Source organism: Azospirillum sp. TSH58 (assembly GCF_003119115.1).
In the GTDB taxonomy this organism is placed as follows: Bacteria; Pseudomonadota; Alphaproteobacteria; order Azospirillales; family Azospirillaceae; genus Azospirillum.
In genome coordinates this window covers 1,085,602-1,102,391 of the sequence record NZ_CP022364.1, presented here as the reverse complement: position 1 = coordinate 1,102,391, position 16,790 = coordinate 1,085,602, and the positions used below count along the sequence as shown (strand labels likewise).

The 16,790-nt window shown below is 70.2% G+C and carries 15 protein-coding genes and 1 riboswitch; of the genes, 10 read left to right on the top strand and 5 right to left on the bottom strand.

All coding sequences use genetic code 11. The features are described from left to right. Nucleotides 1-25: 25 nt before the first annotated feature. Together TSH58p_RS08725 and hisS are read right to left on the bottom strand one after the other, a co-directional pair. Nucleotides 26-1,951 (bottom strand): tetratricopeptide repeat protein, encoded by a 1,926-nt coding sequence (locus TSH58p_RS08725; protein WP_109070057.1) that lies wholly within the window; start codon nt 1,949-1,951, stop codon nt 26-28. 215 nt (nt 1,952-2,166) lie between these two features. Next, nucleotides 2,167-3,516 carry a histidine--tRNA ligase gene (gene hisS, locus TSH58p_RS08720; protein WP_109070058.1) on the bottom strand — a complete coding sequence of 450 codons (1,350 nt, stop codon included), beginning with the start codon at nt 3,514-3,516 and terminating at the stop codon, nt 2,167-2,169. Between the two features lie 179 nt (nt 3,517-3,695). On the opposite strand from hisS, the gene pyrC reads away from it, so the two are divergent. After that, nucleotides 3,696-4,751, top strand: coding sequence for a dihydroorotase (pyrC, locus tag TSH58p_RS08715; protein WP_109070059.1), 1,056 nt, complete (start codon nt 3,696-3,698; stop codon nt 4,749-4,751). 148 nt (nt 4,752-4,899) lie between these two features. Here pyrC and xseA read toward each other — a convergent pair whose 3' ends face one another. Further along, the gene (gene xseA / locus TSH58p_RS08710) at nt 4,900-6,513 is read right to left on the bottom strand and encodes an exodeoxyribonuclease VII large subunit (RefSeq protein ID WP_109070060.1); all 1,614 of its coding nucleotides are present in this window, start codon (nt 6,511-6,513) and stop codon (nt 4,900-4,902) included. A 75-nt stretch (nt 6,514-6,588) separates the two neighbouring features. On the opposite strand from xseA, the gene purD reads away from it, so the two are divergent. The 3 genes from purD to TSH58p_RS33070 all read left to right on the top strand — a co-directional run bounded on the left by purD (nt 6,589) and on the right by TSH58p_RS33070 (nt 8,844). Further along, nucleotides 6,589-7,878 (top strand): phosphoribosylamine--glycine ligase, encoded by a 1,290-nt coding sequence (purD, locus tag TSH58p_RS08705; RefSeq protein ID WP_109070061.1) that lies wholly within the window; start codon nt 6,589-6,591, stop codon nt 7,876-7,878. A gap of 30 nt (nt 7,879-7,908) precedes the next feature. Then, entirely contained in the window at nt 7,909-8,205 is a 297-nt protein-coding gene (locus TSH58p_RS08700) for a nucleotidyltransferase family protein (RefSeq protein ID WP_109070062.1), read from the top strand. Between the two features lie 141 nt (nt 8,206-8,346). Continuing rightward, nucleotides 8,347-8,844, top strand: coding sequence for a hypothetical protein (locus TSH58p_RS33070; protein WP_146205865.1), 498 nt, complete (start codon nt 8,347-8,349; stop codon nt 8,842-8,844). 193 nt (nt 8,845-9,037) lie between these two features. Here the strand turns inward: TSH58p_RS33070 and TSH58p_RS08695 are convergent, their stop codons facing one another. Then, the gene (locus TSH58p_RS08695; protein ID WP_199230126.1) at nt 9,038-9,472 is read right to left on the bottom strand and encodes a nucleoside deaminase; all 435 of its coding nucleotides are present in this window, start codon (nt 9,470-9,472) and stop codon (nt 9,038-9,040) included. 113 nt (nt 9,473-9,585) lie between these two features. Here TSH58p_RS08695 and TSH58p_RS08690 point away from each other — a divergent pair, with 113 nt between their 5' ends. The 3 genes from TSH58p_RS08690 to rsmD are packed head-to-tail and all read left to right on the top strand — an operon-like array spanning nt 9,586 to nt 11,653. Beyond that, the gene (locus tag TSH58p_RS08690) at nt 9,586-9,795 is read left to right on the top strand and encodes a dodecin (protein ID WP_109070064.1); all 210 of its coding nucleotides are present in this window, start codon (nt 9,586-9,588) and stop codon (nt 9,793-9,795) included. Between the two features lie 60 nt (nt 9,796-9,855). Continuing rightward, on the top strand, nt 9,856-11,097 hold the full coding sequence (locus TSH58p_RS08685) for a pseudouridine synthase (RefSeq protein ID WP_109070065.1): 1,242 nt from the start codon (nt 9,856-9,858) through the stop codon (nt 11,095-11,097). After that, the gene (rsmD, locus tag TSH58p_RS08680; protein WP_109070066.1) at nt 11,078-11,653 is read left to right on the top strand and encodes a 16S rRNA (guanine(966)-N(2))-methyltransferase RsmD; all 576 of its coding nucleotides are present in this window, start codon (nt 11,078-11,080) and stop codon (nt 11,651-11,653) included. Before TSH58p_RS08685 ends, rsmD begins: the two co-directional genes overlap by 20 nt. On the opposite strand, the gene TSH58p_RS33585 is transcribed toward rsmD, so the two are convergent. Continuing rightward, on the bottom strand, nt 11,644-12,834 hold the full coding sequence (locus TSH58p_RS33585; RefSeq protein WP_199230124.1) for a calcium-binding protein: 1,191 nt from the start codon (nt 12,832-12,834) through the stop codon (nt 11,644-11,646). The two genes, rsmD and TSH58p_RS33585, sit on opposite strands and share 10 nt — an antisense overlap. A 213-nt stretch (nt 12,835-13,047) precedes the next feature. Between TSH58p_RS33585 and TSH58p_RS08670 the strand changes: the two genes are divergently transcribed. The 3 genes from TSH58p_RS08670 to TSH58p_RS08660 all read left to right on the top strand — a co-directional run bounded on the left by TSH58p_RS08670 (nt 13,048) and on the right by TSH58p_RS08660 (nt 16,784). After that, entirely contained in the window at nt 13,048-14,736 is a 1,689-nt protein-coding gene (locus TSH58p_RS08670; protein WP_109070067.1) for an alpha-amylase family protein, read from the top strand. Nucleotides 14,737-14,799: 63 nt separating this feature from the next. Then, nucleotides 14,800-14,952, top strand: a riboswitch (FMN riboswitch). Between the two features lie 235 nt (nt 14,953-15,187). Beyond that, the gene (gene ribB / locus TSH58p_RS08665; RefSeq protein WP_247874038.1) at nt 15,188-15,790 is read left to right on the top strand and encodes a 3,4-dihydroxy-2-butanone-4-phosphate synthase; all 603 of its coding nucleotides are present in this window, start codon (nt 15,188-15,190) and stop codon (nt 15,788-15,790) included. A 244-nt stretch (nt 15,791-16,034) separates the two neighbouring features. Beyond that, nucleotides 16,035-16,784, top strand: a complete 750-nt coding sequence (locus TSH58p_RS08660) for an ABC transporter substrate-binding protein (protein ID WP_109070069.1) — start codon at nt 16,035-16,037, stop codon at nt 16,782-16,784. Nucleotides 16,785-16,790: the final 6 nt, after the last annotated feature.

The following is a 16,790-nucleotide window of genomic DNA, read 5'->3' as shown; positions in this document are numbered from 1 at the left end:
ACGAATGCGCCCAGCGGTTGTGTGGTTAAGAAGTGCGGCCGTGCGCCGCCACGAAATCCGTTAACGCCGCGCGCAGGCGGGCGACCACGCCGGACCAGTCGCCGGAGCGGTGCTGGCCGAACACCCGCATGGTCGGATACCAGGGATTGACCTCGCGGTTGCCCAGCCAGCGCCAGCAGGCGTCGGCGCGCGACAGCGTCCAGGTCGGCCGCCCCAGCCCGCCCGCGAGGTGGCAGACGGAGGTGTCCACCGTGATGACGAGGTCCAGCGTCTCGGCCAGCGCCGCCGTGTCGGCGAAGTCGCGGACGCCGCCCATGGGGTCGGCGATGTCCATCCCCGCCGGGGCCTCGGCCAGCTGCGCCGCGCCCGGCCCCATCTGCAGGCTGACGAAGCGCACCCCCGGCACCTCGGCCAGAGGGGCCAGGGCGGCCAGCGGCAGGCTGCGCCGCCGGTCGATCGGGCTCGCCACCCCGCGCACCGTGCGCGGCGACCCCGCCCAGACCAGCCCGACGCGCGGACGCCCGTCCGCCGGTGTCCGTTCACGCCACGCCGCGACGTCGGCGGGATCGGCGCGCAGATAGGGCACCGCGGCCGGGATGCTGTCCAGATCGGTCCCGAAGGCGCGGGGCAGGCTCATCATCGGGATGTGCAGGTCGAAGGCGGGAAGCGCGCCACCCCAGGCGACGGCGGCGGACACACCGTCCACCCGCTCCATCAGCCGGACCAGGGCGGGCGAGCAGCCGACGATCACCCGCGCGCCCCGCCCGGCCAGCAGCGGCGCGTAGCGGACGAACTGCAGGGTGTCGCCGAGCCCCTGTTCGGCGTAGAGCAGGACGGTCCGGCTCGCCACATCCTCCGCCCCCGTCCATTGCGGCTGGGGGAAGCTGCGGTGCACGGGGTCGAGCTGCCGGGTCTCCCACCGCCATTCGAACTCCTCCCACCCCTCGCGCAGGCGGCCGGAGGCGAGCAGGGCGACGGCGAGCGCCAGATGGGCCTCGGCGTCGGCGGGGGCGAGGCGGATGGCCTCCCGCCCGGCGGCGATGGCCTCGTCGCGGCGGCCCTCGTGCAGCAGCAGGGACAGGCGGTTGCGGTGGAAGGCGGCCCGCTCCGGGGCGATGCGCGCCGCGCGCCCGCACTGGCGCAGCGCCTCCGCGACGCGGACGGTCTGCTCCAGCAGCGGCACCATGTTGCCGTAGGCGTCGGCGTTGCCGGGGTCCAGCGCCGCCGCCCGGCGCCCGGCCCGCTCCGCCTCGTCGAAGCGGCCCAGCGTGACCAGGAGATGGACGAGGTTGGTCTGCGCTTCGGCCAGCGTGGGATCGAGCCGCAGCGCCTCGGTCAGCGCTTCCACGGCGCCCTCCGGGTCGCCCGTCTGGGCCAGCGCGGCGCCGAGCATGCGGTGCGCCTCGGCCCGCTGCGGGGCGAGGCGGCGGGCCTTGCGGAAGGCGTCGGTGGCGCCCGCCCAGTCGGCGGCGGCGTAGAGCCGCAGGCCCGCCCGCTCGAAGGCCTCGGCGAGCGGCTCGCTGTCGGTGGCGGCGCTGGCCGTCAGGGCGCGGTTCAGGGCGCGGTGGGCGGCGGAACCGTCGCCGGCTTCGGTCAGGGCGCCGCCCAGGGCGAACCAGTCACCCGCGCCGTCGGGTTGCAGGGCGAGGACGGTGCGGAAGGCGGCGGCGGCCTGCGCCGCCCCGTCCGGCGTGCCCAGCGCCATCAGCGCCTTGCCGAGGTTGCCCTGGATGTCGGCGGCGAGCGGCAGCCGGGCCGCCGCCTTGCGGATCATCGCCACCCCGTCCGCCACCGCGCCGGTCTGGGCCGCCAGCAGCCCGCCGAAATGCAGGGCGTGGGGGTTGTCCGGGTCCACCGCCAGGATGCGGCCGTAGAGCTGCCGCGCCTCCTCCAGCCGCCCGGACAGGTGATGGTCGAGCGCGAGGTTCAGGGCTTCGGCGACGGTGGCCATGGGCGGGGCCTTCTGTGGTGGACGACCCCTCTCCCCTCTGGGGAGAGGGTGGCCCGGAGGGCCTCTCGCGCTGGCCGAAGGCCAGCGCTGACGGCGTCAGACGGATGCCTATGGCATCCGCTGAGAGCCGGGTGAGGGGGGCGCTGTTGTCGAACGTACCGACATGCGCAACCCCCTCACCCTGACCCTCTCCCCGGAGGGGAGAGGGGAAGACGTCAGGCCCCCAGCAGTTCCTTCGCCTTGGCGGCGAGGTCGGCCAGCGGGACTTCGACCTGCTCGCCCTTCACCAGATGCTTCAGCGTCGCCGTGCCGCGGGCCTTCTCGTCGGAGCCCATCAGGACGACCAGCGGGATGCCCGCCTTGTCGGCGTATTTCATCTGCTTGGCGAGCTTGCCGCCGTCGAGCTGGATTTCCGTGTTGATGCCCGCCGCCCGCAGCGCCGTCGCCAGACCGTAATAGTCGGCGGACAGCGTCGGGTCCATCTGCGTCACCAGGACCTGGGCAGTCGCCCCGCCGTCCTTGATGATGCCGGCCTCCATTAGCTGGTAGAACAGCCGCGTCGCGCCGATGGAGATGCCGACCCCCGGCAGCTTCGACTTGGTGTAGTGGCTGGCGAGGTTGTCGTAGCGCCCGCCGGAGCACACGCTGCCGATCCCCGGATGGTCGTTCAGGAAGGTCTCGTAGACCGTGCCGGTGTAGTAGTCGAGGCCGCGCGCGATGGCGAGGTTGATGCGCACCACGCCGTCCGGCACCTGGAGAGACTTCAGCCCCTCGATGACGGTGGTCAGCTCCGCGACGCCCTGGCGGAAGGTCTCGTTCTCGATGCCCAGCGCGGCGAGGGCGGCGAGCGTCTCCTCGTTCGTGCCCTTGGCGTCGATCAGGGACAGGATCGTCTCCGCGGCGTCGGCGGTCATGCCGAGGCCGGTCAGGCTGTCGCGCACCTTGTCGCGGCCGATCTTGTCCAGCTTGTCGATCTCGCGCAGGACCAGGACGCGCTTCTCCGCGTCGTCCACGCCCAGCCCGTCGAGCAGGCCGAGCAGGACCTTGCGGTTGTTCACGTTGATGGTGAAGCCGCCGAAGTCCAGTTCCTTGAAGACGTGGTAGATGACCGCCGGGATCTCCGCGTCGTAATGGGCGGACAGGCTGTCCTTGCCGATCACGTCGATGTCGCACTGGTAGAATTCGCGGAAGCGCCCGCGCTGCGCCCGCTCCCCGCGGTAGACGCGCTGGATCTGGTAGCGGCGGAAGGGGAAGGCGAGGTCGCGCTCATGCTCCGCCACATAGCGGGCGAGCGGCACGGTCAGGTCGAAGCGCAGCGCGATGTCCGGCTTGTTCCCCTGCTGGAGGGCGCCGGTGGACTGCACGAAATAGACCTGCTTCTCGGTCTCGCCGCCGGACTTGGTCAGCAGGGTGTCCACCGTCTCGAACACCGGGGTTTCCACCGGCACGAAGCCGAACCGCTCGTAACCGCGGCGGATGGTGTCGAGAAGACGCTGGAAGGCCACCTGCTGGCGCGGCAGCAGCTCCATCGTTCCGGGCGGGGTGCGGGGGGTGATCAGGCTCATCGGCGCGGGTCCGGCTTCGAATGTCCCTAGGGATTCGGCTAGGGTTCTAGCGGCTTTCGCCATGGCCGTCACCTTTCATAAGCGATATCGCCTACCGTTCGCGGTCTGCCGACATTGAGCCTGCGGTCGGAAGGGGCTAGAACACAGGGAATCTCAGAATTCCGTGCCCTGGAGCCGCCATGCCCACCGACCGTCTCGTCCTCCGCCGTCCCGACGACTGGCATGTGCACCTGCGCGACGGCGCCATGCTGAAGGCGGTGCTGTCCTTCACCGCCCACCAGTTCGGCCGGGCCATCATCATGCCGAACCTGAAGCCGCCGGTGACCCGCACGGCTGACGCCGTGGCCTACCGGGAGCGCATCATGGCCGCCCTGCCGGCGGGTCACGCCTTCACGCCGCTGATGACCGCCTATCTGACCGACGGCACCGACGCCGACGATCTGGCCCAGGGCTTCGAGGACGGCGTGTTCGCCGCCGCCAAGCTCTACCCGGCCAACGCCACCACCAACAGCGCCCACGGCGTGACCGATCTCGGCAAGATCGCCCCGGTGCTGGAGCGCATGGCGGAGATCGGCATGCCGCTGCTGATCCATGGCGAGGTGACCGACGCCCATGTCGACATCTTCGACCGCGAGGCGGTGTTCCTGGAGCGCACCCTCGGCCCGCTGCTGGAGCGCTACGCGGCGCTGCGCGTGGTGCTGGAGCACGCGACCACCGCGGAGGCCGTGGCCTTCGTGCGCGAGCACGCCGCTTCCGGCCGGGTGGGGGCGACCATCACGGCGCACCACCTGCTGATCAACCGCAGCCACCTGTTCGCCGGCGGCATCCGCCCACACCTCTACTGCCTGCCCATCGCCAAGCGCGAGACGCACCGCGTGGCTTTGGTCGAGGCCGCGACCTCGGGCGAGGGGCCGTTCTTCCTGGGCACCGACACCGCCCCGCACACGGTGACCGCGAAGGAGAGCGCCTGCGGCTGCGCCGGCTGCTTCACCGCCGCCAACGCCATGGAACTCTACGCCGAAGCCTTCGAAGAGGCGGGGGCCCTGGACAAGCTGGAAGCCTTCGCCAGCCTGAACGGCCCGCGCTTCTACGGCCTGCCGGCCAACGAGGACAAGGTGGTGCTGGAGCGCACGCCGTCCACGGCGCCGGACATCGTGCTGACCGCCGACGGTGAGGCCGTGCTGCCCTTCCGCAGCGGCGAGACGACGCGCTGGACCTTCGCCGGGGCGGCTTGAAGGGGGGGCTGCGGCGCGGACGTTGCCGTTGCGGTTGCCCCCACCCTGGCCTCCCCCGCTGCGCAGGGGAGGGGGCTTTCTGCGAAGCGGCGGCAGTTCCCTCCCCAGCGTTAGCGGGGGAGGGTTAGGGTGGGGGCAAGGTTTCCCCTCAGAACAGGCTCCCCTGGGTCGGCGGGCGGTTCGGCTTCTTCGGCTCCGCCTTCGGTCTGGCGCTCCTGGGCTTCGGCTCCGGCGCGGCGGGGGGCGGAGCATCGGTCCGCGGCCCACCGTCCACCGTCGCGGCGGCTTGGCCGTCGGCGAAGACCAGCGAAACCGCCAGACCCGGCGTGGCCTGGGCGGCCCTGGTCAACGGCTTGCCGTCGCCGGACTGCACCAGGGCGAAGCCGCGCTCCAGGACGCCCTTGTAGGAATAGCTTTCCAGGAGCTGCCCCACCGCCGCCAGCTTCGCCGCGCGCTCCTCCACCGCCTTGCCGTAGCTGCGGTTGAGCCGCGGCGTCAGGTCGGACAGGCGCCGGCTGCCGTCGCCGAACTTCACCCGGATCGGGCCGAGCGTCAGCCGTCCGCTCACCCGCTCATACTGGCCGCGCGCGGCGACGACGGCGTGGCGCAGCGCGCCGTCGAGCGCACGGGACTCCGACGCCAGCCGCTGCCCGGCCTCGGCCAGCTTCTCGCGCGGGTGGCGCAGCGCCGCGCCCAGCTCGTTCAGGCGGGTGCGGCGGCGGTCGAGGAGCGAGGCGGCGGCCAGCGCCAGCCGCTCCGCCCGGTCGTCCAGCCGCTGGGCGTGGCTTTCCAGAAGGGCGCGGGGATCGCCGAGGCCGCGGGCCAGCCCCTCCACCCGCGTCCGCCGCTCGGCCAGCAGGCGGGTGGCGGCGCCGACCATGCGCCGCTCGTCGTCCAGCACCTGGGCCAGCAGCTCCGCCCGCACCGGAACGGCCATCTCCGCCGCCGCCGTGGGGGTGGGCGCGCGGCGGTCGGACGCGAAGTCGATCAGGGTGGTGTCGGTCTCGTGCCCGACCGCGGAGATCAGCGGGATGCGGCTGGCCGCCGCCGCGCGGACGACATTCTCCTCGTTGAAGGCCATCAGGTCTTCCAGCGAGCCGCCGCCGCGCGCCACGATCAGCAGGTCCGGGCGCGGCACCGGGCCGCCCGGCGGGATGCGGTTGAAGCCCTCGATCGCCGCGGTGACCTCCGCCGCCGCCCGCTCCCCCTGCACGGCCACCGGCCAGAGCAGGACCCGGCGCGGGAAGCGGTCGTGCAGCCGGTGCAGGATGTCGCGGATGACCGCCCCGGTGGGGGAGGTGACGACGCCGATCACGTCGGGCAGGAAGGGGATGGGCTTCTTGCGCCCGGCGTCGAACAGCCCCTCCGCCGCGAGGCGCTTCTTGCGCTCCTCCAGCATCTTCAGGAGGGCGCCCTCGCCGGCCAGCTCCATCGACTCGATGATGAGCTGGTATTGCGAGCGTCCGGGGTAGGTGGTCATGCGCCCGGTGACGATGACCTCCAGCCCCTCCGCCGGCTGGACGGCCAGCTTCGACGCGGTGCCGCGCCAGCACACCGCCTCGATCACCGCCGTGTCGTCCTTCAGGCGGAGGTAGCAGTGGCCGGAGCTGTGGCGCTTGGGCTGGGAGATCTCGCCGCGCACGCGGACGAAGCCGAACTCGTCCTCGATGCTGCGCTTCAGGCGCCGGGCGAGGTCGCCCACCGAGAATTCCGGCAGGTTCGAGCCGGGGCGCGGCTCGGGGGCGATCAGCGGAGAGGTCATATCAAGGTCTTGAGTCATGGCGGCACCATGATACAAGGCGCGGTGTCGGCAACAAGCGTGGAAGGACGAGGTGCCATGAAAGTCCTGGTGGTCGGGTCGGGTGGGCGCGAGCATGCGCTGTGCTGGGCCATTCAGAACTCGCCGCTGTGCGACACGCTCTACTGCGCGCCGGGCAACGCCGGCATCGCGGACGTCGCCGAATGCGTCGCCATCGGCGCGGAGGATGTGGACGCCCTGGTCCGCTTCGCCCAGGACAAGGCCATCGACTTCGTGGTCGTCGGGCCGGAGGGGCCGCTGGTGCTCGGCCTCGTCGACAAGCTGACCGCCCTCGGCATCAAGGCCTTCGGCCCCAGTGCCGCGGCGGCGGAGCTTGAGGGCTCCAAGGGCTTCATGAAGGACATCCTGGCCAAGTACGGCGTGCCGACCGCCGCCTACGGCCGCTTCAAGGACGTCGAGGCCGCCAAGGACTTCGTGCGCAAGAACGGCGCCCCCATCGTGGTCAAGGCCGACGGTCTGGCCGCCGGCAAGGGCGTGACCGTCGCCCGCACCGAGGAGGAGGCCTTCGCCGCCATCGACGAGGCCCTGGTCGATGGCCGCTTCGGCGCCGCCGGGGCCGAGGTGGTGGTCGAGGAGTTCCTGGACGGCGAGGAGGTCAGCTTCTTCGCGCTGTGCGACGGCGAGTCGGCCCTGCCGCTGGCCTCGGCCCAGGATCACAAGGCGGTGGGCGACGGCGACACCGGCCCGAACACCGGCGGCATGGGCGCCTACTCCCCGGCCCCGGCGCTGACACCGGACCTCCAGGCCCGCGTGATGCGCGAGATCGTCGAGCCGACGGTCAAGGGCATGGCGGCGGAGGGCCGTCCCTTCAAGGGCGTGCTGTTCGCCGGCCTGATGATCGGCAAGGACGCGGACGGCAAGCCGGTGCCGAAGACCCTGGAGTTCAACGTCCGCTTCGGCGACCCGGAATGCCAGACGCTGATGATGCGCCTGAAGTCTGACGTGCTGGCCGCCCTGATCGCGGCGGCGGACGGCCAGTTGAGGAACATCGACCTGCGCTGGCACGACGAGACGGCGCTGTGCGTCGTCATGGCGGCGAACGGCTACCCTGGCGATTACGTGAAGAACACGGAGATCAAGGGCTTCGACGCCGCCAACGCGGTGGAGGGCGTGACCGTCTTCCACGCCGGCACGAAGCTGGCGGACGGTGGCCGGGTGCTGTCCACCGGCGGGCGTGTGCTGGGCGTGACCGCCAAGGCCCCGACCGTGGCCGAGGCGCAGAAGCGCGCCTATCAGGGTGTGGACGCGCTGGACTGGCCGGACGGCTTCTGCCGCCGCGACATCGGCTGGCGGGCGGTGGGGCGCTGACGGCGCCCCTCTTTGACGCTACAGTGGAGCATGGCGACGGCGCTCCAATTGCCGACTGGTGTGTCAGCCGAGGATCTCAAGGTTTTGGCTTCCCGCTACGGAGCCAGCAACCTGTGCGTCTTCGGCTCCCGTGCCACGGGGAAGGCACGGCCCGACAGCGATCTGGACCTTCTGGTGGAGTTGGAACCGGGGCGGGACCTGTTCGGCCTGATCGAGTTGAAGCACGCTCTGGAAGAACGGACCGGCGTTGCCGTCGATGTGGTGACGGAGCGTGGCTTGTCGCCTTACATACGCGACGGGATTCTTCAGTCGGCGCGATTCCTGTGAACGATGACCGTGCCTGCCTGGAGCATATCCGTGAGGCGATCTGCCGCGTGGCGGAATACACGGAAGCGGCTTATCCTCACGTTCCCTCATTATCGTGAACCCAGTGTGCAAACACTGACGCTCGTGGGATTGGTCTGAGGGTTGGGCCTGATCGAAAGCCAATTCCGGCTGGTGCTGCGCCGAATGAAGTTCTCCTTGAGTGCAGAAACATGCTGGGCTGCCGTCGGAATTACATGCTGTATAAGCGTGGCGTTGGCTCTTGCCCCCAAGAGCGATTGGTTCCTTAAAAACGCGCTGTTCTACTTGGTTACTCAGATGTTGGTGGTCTTGGCCGCCTTGATTGGTCGGCCTCGTCCGTCAGCCATAGGTGGCGTCGCGGTCGCGGCATCGCTCTATTTGGCTGCATTTGGAATGTGGGCGAAAGCCGCCAAGGACTCGATGGCTTGGCTTGGCTACGTATTCTCACTCCCTGGGGCCATTCTCGGGGCGCTCGCAATAGTCTTCTGGCTGAAAAGCAAGTCACAGATGGCCCCCTTCACCACCTTCTGCATTTCTGCCGTAGCTGTAATTTTTGGCGTTTCCATAAACCAAACCGCAATCTGCAAGACCCTCATGTATTGCTCGATCCCATGGAAGTGATCACGCTTGTGGTCACCCTGATCTCGGCGCAGGTTGCCGGGTCCATGGAGAAACCGATCCCGACCAGCCGTTCGAAGGCGGAGCAGTAGCTGCAGCAGCGGAATCGGCGGCGGACGAATTCGTTCAGGTGGACGTTGATGTGCCTGTTGCGAAAGCTGTGGAACATTCCCGGGAATCAGCGCTTCATAAGACCCTACCGCCGCCCCCTGAAGAACGCCCGCAGCATGTCCCCCGCCCGCGTCTCGTCGATGCCGCCGTAGACGTCCGGGGCGTGGTGGCAGGTGGGCTGGTGGTAGAAGCGGGGGCCGTGTTCCACCCCGCCGCCCTTGGGGTCGTAGGCGCCGAAATAGACCCGCCGCAGCCGGGCGAAGCTGATCGCCGCCGCGCACAGCGCGCAAGGCTCCAAGGTCACATAGAGATCCAGCCCCGGCAGGCGCGGCTCGCCGAGTGCGGCGCAGGCGGCGCGGATCGCCAGCACCTCGGCGTGGGCGGTGGGGTCGTTCAACTCCTCGGTCCGGTTGCCGGCGCGGGCCAGCACGGCGCCGGTCGCCGGATCGACCAGCACGGCACCCACCGGCACCTCCCCGCGGGCGGCGGCGGCTTCGGCCTCCTGGAAGGCGAGGTCCATGGGGGAGGGGGCGCGGCTCATGCGGGGCACCCTGCCCGGCGACCCCTGTTTTCGTCAAGCCGCGGAACGCCCTCCGGCGTTGTTGAGCATCGGACGAAACAGGGAGGACGGTCATGAGCAACCATGTCTACAAGAAGGTGGAAATCGTCGGCACCGCCGAGACCTCCATCGACGACGCCATCCGCAACGGCATCGAGCGGGCGTCGAGGACACTGAAGAACGTGGATTGGTTCGAGGTGGGCGAAATCCGCGGCCACGTCAGCGGTGGAAAGGTCGCCCACTTCCAGGTGGTGATGAAGGTCGGCTTCCGCCTCGAAGAATAACGGCGGGGACCCCGTGCCGTGGGTTGCGGGCGGGGCTTGCAAGCCCTATGGTCCGTGCCCATGGACACCCCCGATTTCGAACATTCCAAAGCCATGCCCGGCGCCGCCGATGCGGACGCGGGCGAGCCCGATGCCGGCGAGCGCATCGCCAAGCGGCTGGCGCGCGCGGGCCTGTGCTCGCGCCGCGACGCCGAGCGCTGGATCACCGACGGCCGCGTCGCCGTCAACGGCACGACCCTGGACAGCCCGGCCTGCGTCGTGCGGTCCGGCGACGTCGTGCAGGTGGACGGCAAGGTCATTCCCGAGCCGGAACCGGCGCGGCTGTGGCGCTATTACAAGCCGTCCGGGCTGGTCACCACCGCCCGCGACGAGAAGGGGCGCACCACCGTCTTCGAACGGCTGCCGCCGGACATGCCGCGCGTCATCTCGGTCGGACGGCTCGATCTGACGACCGAAGGCCTGCTGCTGCTGACCAACGACGGCGAACTGGCCCGCTTCCTGGAACTGCCGGCCACCGGCTGGACCCGCCGCTACCGCGTGCGCGTCTTCGGCGAGGTGAACGAGGTGAAGCTGGCCGAGCTGGCGAAGGGACCGACCATCGAGGGGGTGAAGTACGGTCCCATCGAAGCCGTTCTGGACCGCATCCAGGGCCGCAACGCCTGGCTGACCGTCAGCCTGAAGGAAGGCAAGAACCGCGAGATCCGCAAGGTGATGGAGGCCTTGGACCTTCAGGTGAACCGGCTGATCCGCGTCGCCTACGGCCCCTTCCAGCTCGGCAAGCTGGAGGAGAGCGCCGTCGAGGAGGTGCCGAAGCGCGTGGTGCGCGAGCAGGTGTCCCGGTTCTTCACCGGCGCCGATCCGGCGGAAGAGGGCAAGGCCAAGGGCAAGACCTCTGCCGCCAAGGCTGCCGCCAGGAGCGAGAGCGCCGGCGCCGAAGGCGCCAAGGGCCGCCCCGCCGCTCCGGCGAAGGCGTCCAAGCCGCGCGACGCCAAGGCCGGCTGGGCCAAGGCGGAGCCGAAGGCCGCGTCCGACCGGCGCGGTCCGGCCAAGCCGTCCTCGGGCGGATTCGCATCCGGAAAGCCCGCCTCCGGCAAGCCCGCGTCGGCCAGATCCGACGGGAAGCCGGCCGGCAAGCCCGGCACGCTGACGCTGAAGGGCGGAAAGCCCGGCGGCGGTGGGAAGCCAGGGCCGAAGCCGCGCGGGGCCGGTAGCGCCGGTGGAGCGTCCGGCGGTGGCGGGTCCGGCGGTGGGGCGTCGGGTGGCCGGGGGCCGGAGCGGACCCGTGCGGATCGTCGGCGGTAAGCACCGCGGGCGGCGGCTGGCCGCCCCGGCGGGGAGCGACACGCGGCCGACCACCGACCGCACCCGCGAATCCCTGTTCAACATCCTGTCCCACGCCGACTGGGGGCCGGACGGCGCCGACCTGCTGGAGGGCGCCGTGGTCGTGGACGCCTTCTGCGGAACCGGCGCCCTGGGGCTGGAGGCGCTGTCCCGCGGCGCCGCCCACGCCAGCTTCCTCGACATGGGCCGGGCCGCCCTGGACGCGGTGCGGGCCAACGTCGCGGCGCTGGGGGAAGGGGCGAACGCCGCGGTCCTGCGCGCCGACGCCACCCGCCCGCCGCCGCCGCTCCGCCCCTGCACGCTGGGCTTTCTCGACCCGCCCTACAGCCAGGATCTGGCGCCGCGGGCGCTGGCCGGGCTGGCGAAGGCCGGCTGGCTGGCCCCCGGCGCCGTCCTGGTGGTCGAGGTCGCCGGGCGCGACCCGCTGCCCCTGCCGCCCGGCTTCGCGGAGCTGGACGAGCGCCGCTACGGCGACACCCGCGTCCAGTTCCTGCGCTACGGGTCGCCTCAGCCGTAGGTGAAGAAGGACGAGACGACCTGGTTCGGGGCGATGCCGGCCAGGGTCAGCCGGTCGCCGCCGCCGAAGTCGAGAAGGGCGCTGCCGCTGCTGTCCGATCCCAGGCGATAGGTCATGTTGGAGGCGATCTGGATTCGGTCGCTCTGCGCCCGGCTGAAGTCGGCGATGCGGTCCTGACCGCCGCCGCGCGTGAAGACGAACAGGTCCGCCCCGGTGCCGCCCCACAGCGTGTCGTTGCCGGCATCCCCCCACAGCGTGTCGTTGCCCTCGTCCCCCATCAGCAGGTCGGCGCCCGCGCCGCCGTGCAGCGCGTCGTTTCCGGCCTGACCACGCAGCGTGTCGTTTCCGGCGTCGCCCCACAGCAGGTCGTTGCCGGCGCCGCCGAACAGCTGGTCGTTGCCGCTCAGCCCGCTCAGCGTGTCGTTGCCGGCCCCGCCATAGAGGCTGTCGGCCCAGCTGTTGCCGGTCAGCGTCAGGTTCTTCGGGATTTCCACGATCTCGAAGGTCCGGCCGGTGAACTGCTCGGCGTAATAGTCGATGGAGTTCATGTAGTTGGGGCGCAGCGTCGGGGTCAGGTCCGACATGATGGTGCCGGTGGCGGCGAAATTGCCGTAGGTGGCGCCGCCCGCATACTCGTCGAAGGCGCCGATCATGTGTCCGAACTCGTGGGCCGCCAATTCGTCCTGGTAATCGGGTCCCCAGTCGGTCTGGGTGCACCAGTTCAGCATGTCGCAACGCCCGTAGCTGTTGCTGACGTTCACGTTGTAATGCTGGGTCCCGGCCGCCACGAACTGCACGTCGAAGCGGATGGCGTAGCTGTTGGCGCCGTCCGACAGGCTGTACTTGTCTCCCCAGATCCCCTCGATCCCCTGCTCCCAGACCTGCTTCAGCGAGCCGGCGTCGTCGCCGGTCAGGTGGATGCGGGTCTGCACGGTGAAGGCCGTGCCGTCGAAGGCGAGGTCGTACTTCACGTCCCAGCCGAACCCGCCATCCGCCCGCGTCTCCGCGTAGTTGATGGTCACCGGGGCGAAGCTGGTGGGAACCGGCGCCGCGGGAGCCGCCGCCAGGGCGCCGGCGTTGTTCCCGTAGCTGTAGCTGACGGCCTGCGTCGTGGCGGTCTGCGTCGTGGTGGCCTGCGTCCCGGAGTTCTGCGGCGCGTTCTGGCGCATGGCACGCTTCATGGCACGATTCCCCTGGTTCTGTGCGTCTTGGGGACATCATGCGGGCAGGATTGAAGGCTTTCTTGTGACTTTAACTATACATTAACCTTTTTCCTAAGGGCGTAGGACACCCCCTTACGGTTGGCTCGGCGGGGCGGAGGGACCTCGGCCGGTCGGCCCTGTTAAGGCCTAGGACGAGCGGCGGCGGGCGCCGCGTCCGGGGCGGGGCGGGTCATGATCAAGGATCTCTGGTACAAGAACGCGGTCATCTACAACCTGTCGGTCGGCACCTTCATGGACGCCAACGGCGACGGGATCGGCGACTTCCAGGGTTTGCAGCGCCGGCTGGACTATCTGCAGGGGCTGGGCGTGACCTGCCTCTGGCTGGGGCCGTTCCAGCCGTCGCCGATGCGCGACCACGGCTACGACGTGGCCGACTACTACAACGTCGATCCGCGCTACGGCACGCTGGGCGATTTCGTGGAGTTCAGCCACGCCTGCAAGCAGCGCGGCATCCGCGTCATCATCGACCTCGTGGTCAACCACACCTCGGACCAGCACCCCTGGTTCAAGGCGGCGCGCGAGGACCCGGACTCCCCCTACCGGGACTGGTACGTCTGGTCGGACAGGAAGCCGGACGACGCCGACCAGGGCGTCGTCTTTCCTGGCGTGCAGAAAACGACCTGGAGCTGGGACAAGGAGGCCCGCGCCTACTACTTCCACCGCTTCTACGAGTTCCAGCCGGACCTGAACACCGCCAACCCGGAGGTGCAGGCCGAGTTGCTGAAGATCATGGGCTTCTGGATCGAGCTGGGCGTGTCGGGCTTCCGCATGGACGCCGTGCCCTTCGTCATCGCGACCAAGGGGCCGGACGTGAAGAAGCCCAAGCAGCAGTTCGACATGCTCCGCACCTTCCGGGAGTTCGTGCAGTGGCGGTGCGGCGACGCCGTGCTGCTGGCCGAGGCCAACGTGCTGCCGACCGTCGATCAGGAGTATTTCGGCGACGACGGCGACCGCATGCACATGGTGTTCAATTTCCAGGTCAACCAGAACCTGTTCTACGCCCTGGCCACGGCGGACACCCGGCCGCTGGCCAAGGCCCTGGACGTCACCCGGGTGCCGCGCCCCAGCACCAACCAGTGGGGCCTGTTCCTGCGCAACCACGACGAGCTGGACCTCGGGCGCCTGACCGAGGCGCAGCGCAAGCGCGTGTTCGAGGCCTTCGGCCCGGACAAGGACATGCAGCTCTACGACCGCGGCATCCGGCGGCGGCTCGCCCCGATGCTGCACGGCGACCGGCGCTGGCTGGAACTGGCCTACAGCCTGCTGTTCACGCTGCCCGGCACGCCGGTGCTGCGCTACGGCGACGAGATCGGCATGGGCGACGACCTGTCCCTGCCGGAGCGCGAGTGCGCCCGCACCCCCATGCAGTGGTCGGACGAGCCGCAGGGCGGCTTCACCAAGGCGGACGACCCCGTGCACCCGGTCATCAGCGGCGGCGCCTACGGCTACGAACGGATCAACGCCGCCCACCAGCGCCGCGACCCGTCGGCCCTGCTGAACTGGACCGAGCGCATCATCCGCATGCGCAAGGAATGCCCGGAGATCGGCTGGGGCGACTTCCAGGTGCTGCCCACCGGATCGAACGCGGTGCTGGCGATCCGCTACGACTGGCGCAACAACTCGGTGCTGGTCGTCCACAACCTCGACGACCGCCCGCAGGAGATCGCGCTGGCGGTCGATGGCGAGGGCAAGTCGCCGCGTCTGGTCAATCTGCTGGCCGAGGACCACAACGACCCCGAGGAGGACGGGCGGCACCGCCTGGTGCTGGAGCCCTACGGCTACCGCTGGTACCGGCTGGGCGGGCTGGACTATTTGCTGCGCCGGACGGAGGGGCCGGTCGGCGGGGGAAAGCGGTCTTGACTTTGTCCGGCCCGCTGGGGGACGCTGGCGGCGCCGTCCCCAGTCGGGGGCGGCGCATCAGACGCTTGTTCTCAGGGCAGGGTGAAAATCCCGACCGGCGGTAGCCCCTCGCACGAGGGGGAGCCCGCGAGCGCTCCCGACCGTCAGGCCGGGAGGTCAGCAGATCCGGTTCAAGGCCGGAGCCGACGGTGACAGTCCGGATGGAAGAGGACGAGCCGGTCATCGACCGTGGTCCACCCGTCGCGCATGGCGCGGGGCGCGGGGCGCGTGCGCTGACCTGCGACGGCGGTCCGCGCGGGGCATCCCGCGCGCCGCCGGATGTCTCTTTGCGCCCTGATTCAGGCTCGCCCCAACCGGAGTGAGAACCGTGAATCAGACCTTTGCCAGCAACCACCTCTCCACCACGTCCTCCACCGGCCTTCTCGACCGCTTCGGCACCGCCGGGGAACGGGTGATCCGCGCCGTGGAGGCCATCCGCCAGGGCGGCGGGGTCGTCGTCGTGGATGACGAGGACCGCGAGAACGAGGGCGACGTGATCTACGCCGCCGAAACCATCACCGCCGAACAGATGGCCCTGCTGATCCGCGAAGGGTCGGGGATCGTCTGCCTGATCCTGACCGACGCCGACGCGCGCCGCCTCGACCTGCCGCCCATGGTCGGCAGCAACACCGCGCGCTTCGGCACCGCCTTCACCGTCTCCATCGAGGCGCGCGAGGGCGTGACCACCGGCGTGTCGGCGGCGGACCGGGTGACCACCATCCACACCGCCATCGCCGACGGCTGCCGGCCGGAGGACCTCGCCCGGCCCGGCCACGTCTTCCCGATCCGGGCGCACGCCGGCGGGCTGGCGGCGCGGCGCGGCCACACCGAGGCGACCATCGAGCTGACCACCCTGGCCGGGCGCCGTCCGGCGGGGGTGCTGTGCGAGGTGATGAACCCGGACGGCACCATGGCCCGCCTGCCTGAACTGGTGGCCTTCGCCGAGCGCCACGGCATGCCGGTGGTGACCATCGAGGATCTGGTTGGGGCGATGCGGTTGCGCTCCGCGGCCTGACCGGTCTGGGGGCGTGAGTGGGACCGGCTCCCCCTGTTGCGGGGTGGGGCCGGTCCCATCGCTCCGCCGAAACGGCCGACGGCCACACCCGCCGGAGCGTTATCACACCCGGCCGCTCTTTTCCCATTGAGGACAATCGGATTGCCCTGTACGCGGTGCCCGGCGAGACGCGGCGGCCACCCTTTGCCGTGCCGCCGCGTGAACGGACGTGCGCGCGATTCCAGGGTGTGAGCGGAGACGGTTGATGAGGACGATGCTGCGCGTGTGTTGGGCGACGGTGGCGCGATGGCTGGTCGCCGCCTCGATACTGGCCTCGGTTCCGGCGCACGCGGAGAACTGGACGGTCGCCTCCGAGGACTACTTCCCGCCGTACAACTTCACCGAGCGCGGCAAGCGGACGGGCATGGACACGGCGATCGTCGATGCCATGCTGAAGGAGATCGGCGTCTATCCGGTTCATCGCCCCATGGCCTGGCCGGAGGTGGTGCGTGCGCATGACGGGAACGACGTGGACGTCGCCTTTCAATTCTTCACGTCGCCGCGCCGATTGGAGCGTGGCCATCTGATCGGTCCCTATCGTGTCGGCGCGACCGTGCTCATGGTCCGCAGCAACTCGGAGATCACCTACACGCGCATCGACGACTTGCGGGGCTTGAGGGTCGGCGTCGTCGAGGGCTTCGAATACACCCCCGAGTTCGACACATCGTCCCTGTTCGAGAAGGTCCGCAGCAGCAGCAACGTCGTGTCCTTCCGGCGCCTGCTGCTCGGCCGCGTCGATGCCATCGCCGGTGACCTGCAGGTGCTCAAATACCTCGCCGAGAGCGAGGGCCGGACGAACGCGGTCAAGGTCCTGCCCAAACCGTTGGCCATGGTGCCGCGCTACATATCGGTTCCCAAGTTGCGGGCGGACAAGGCCGCGCGCTTGCAGGCGGCCTACGAAAAGCTCAAGGGGGACGGCACCATCGACGCCATCGTCCGCAACTGGGAGCGGTGAGGAGCG

Coding starts and splice junctions, on each gene's coding strand:
- TSH58p_RS08725 (WP_109070057.1), bottom strand. CDS start 1,951: ATGGCCACCGTCGCCGAAGCCCTGAACCTCGCGCTCGACCATCACCTG.
- hisS (WP_109070058.1), bottom strand. CDS start 3,516: ATGAGCCTGATCACCCCCCGCACCCCGCCCGGAACGATGGAGCTGCTG.
- pyrC (WP_109070059.1), top strand. CDS start 3,696: ATGCCCACCGACCGTCTCGTCCTCCGCCGTCCCGACGACTGGCATGTG.
- xseA (WP_109070060.1), bottom strand. CDS start 6,513: ATGACCTCTCCGCTGATCGCCCCCGAGCCGCGCCCCGGCTCGAACCTG.
- purD (WP_109070061.1), top strand. CDS start 6,589: ATGAAAGTCCTGGTGGTCGGGTCGGGTGGGCGCGAGCATGCGCTGTGC.
- TSH58p_RS08700 (WP_109070062.1), top strand. CDS start 7,909: ATGGCGACGGCGCTCCAATTGCCGACTGGTGTGTCAGCCGAGGATCTC.
- TSH58p_RS08695 (WP_199230126.1), bottom strand. CDS start 9,472: ATGGACCTCGCCTTCCAGGAGGCCGAAGCCGCCGCCGCCCGCGGGGAG.
- TSH58p_RS08690 (WP_109070064.1), top strand. CDS start 9,586: ATGAGCAACCATGTCTACAAGAAGGTGGAAATCGTCGGCACCGCCGAG.
- TSH58p_RS08685 (WP_109070065.1), top strand. CDS start 9,856: ATGGACACCCCCGATTTCGAACATTCCAAAGCCATGCCCGGCGCCGCC.
- TSH58p_RS33585 (WP_199230124.1), bottom strand. CDS start 12,834: ATGAAGCGTGCCATGCGCCAGAACGCGCCGCAGAACTCCGGGACGCAG.
- TSH58p_RS08670 (WP_109070067.1), top strand. CDS start 13,048: ATGATCAAGGATCTCTGGTACAAGAACGCGGTCATCTACAACCTGTCG.
- TSH58p_RS08660 (WP_109070069.1), top strand. CDS start 16,035: ATGAGGACGATGCTGCGCGTGTGTTGGGCGACGGTGGCGCGATGGCTG.